General features: G+C 70.4%; 1 pseudogene. It reads left to right on the top strand.

What is annotated here, in order from left to right:
- A pseudogene (locus ACEN88_RS35425) lies at positions 1-153 on the top strand (adhesin); the annotation flags it as partial.
- Positions 154-274 lie beyond the last annotated feature (121 nt).

Below are 274 nucleotides of genomic sequence, written 5' to 3'. Positions count from 1 at the left end.
ATGGCATGCTCGCAGGGCGCCGAGCAGGTGAAATACGACGCGCTCAGCCGAGGCTTCGGCAACGCGGCAGCCAGCAGCCAGAGCGATGCATTCATGTCGGGCTGCCTCGTGAGCGGGCGCAGCAATCAGGACGTCGCGATGGCGGCTCGTTGAGGGCGAACGGGCGCCTTGCCCGTTGTCCTCATGCCGCGCTGCGTGGCCGCGAGACGGGCGCGACCGGCGCTTTCCGCCTGTTCCGCTTCGCCCCGCCGCCATTGGCGCGCCGGTAGCCTGC

It is taken from the genome of Massilia sp. CT11-108, assembly GCF_047302915.1.
In the GTDB taxonomy this organism is placed as follows: domain Bacteria; phylum Pseudomonadota; class Gammaproteobacteria; order Burkholderiales; family Burkholderiaceae_D; genus Telluria; species Telluria orientalis.
Note: the sequence above shows the minus strand (reverse complement) of the source record. Positions and strands in the feature narration are given on the sequence as shown.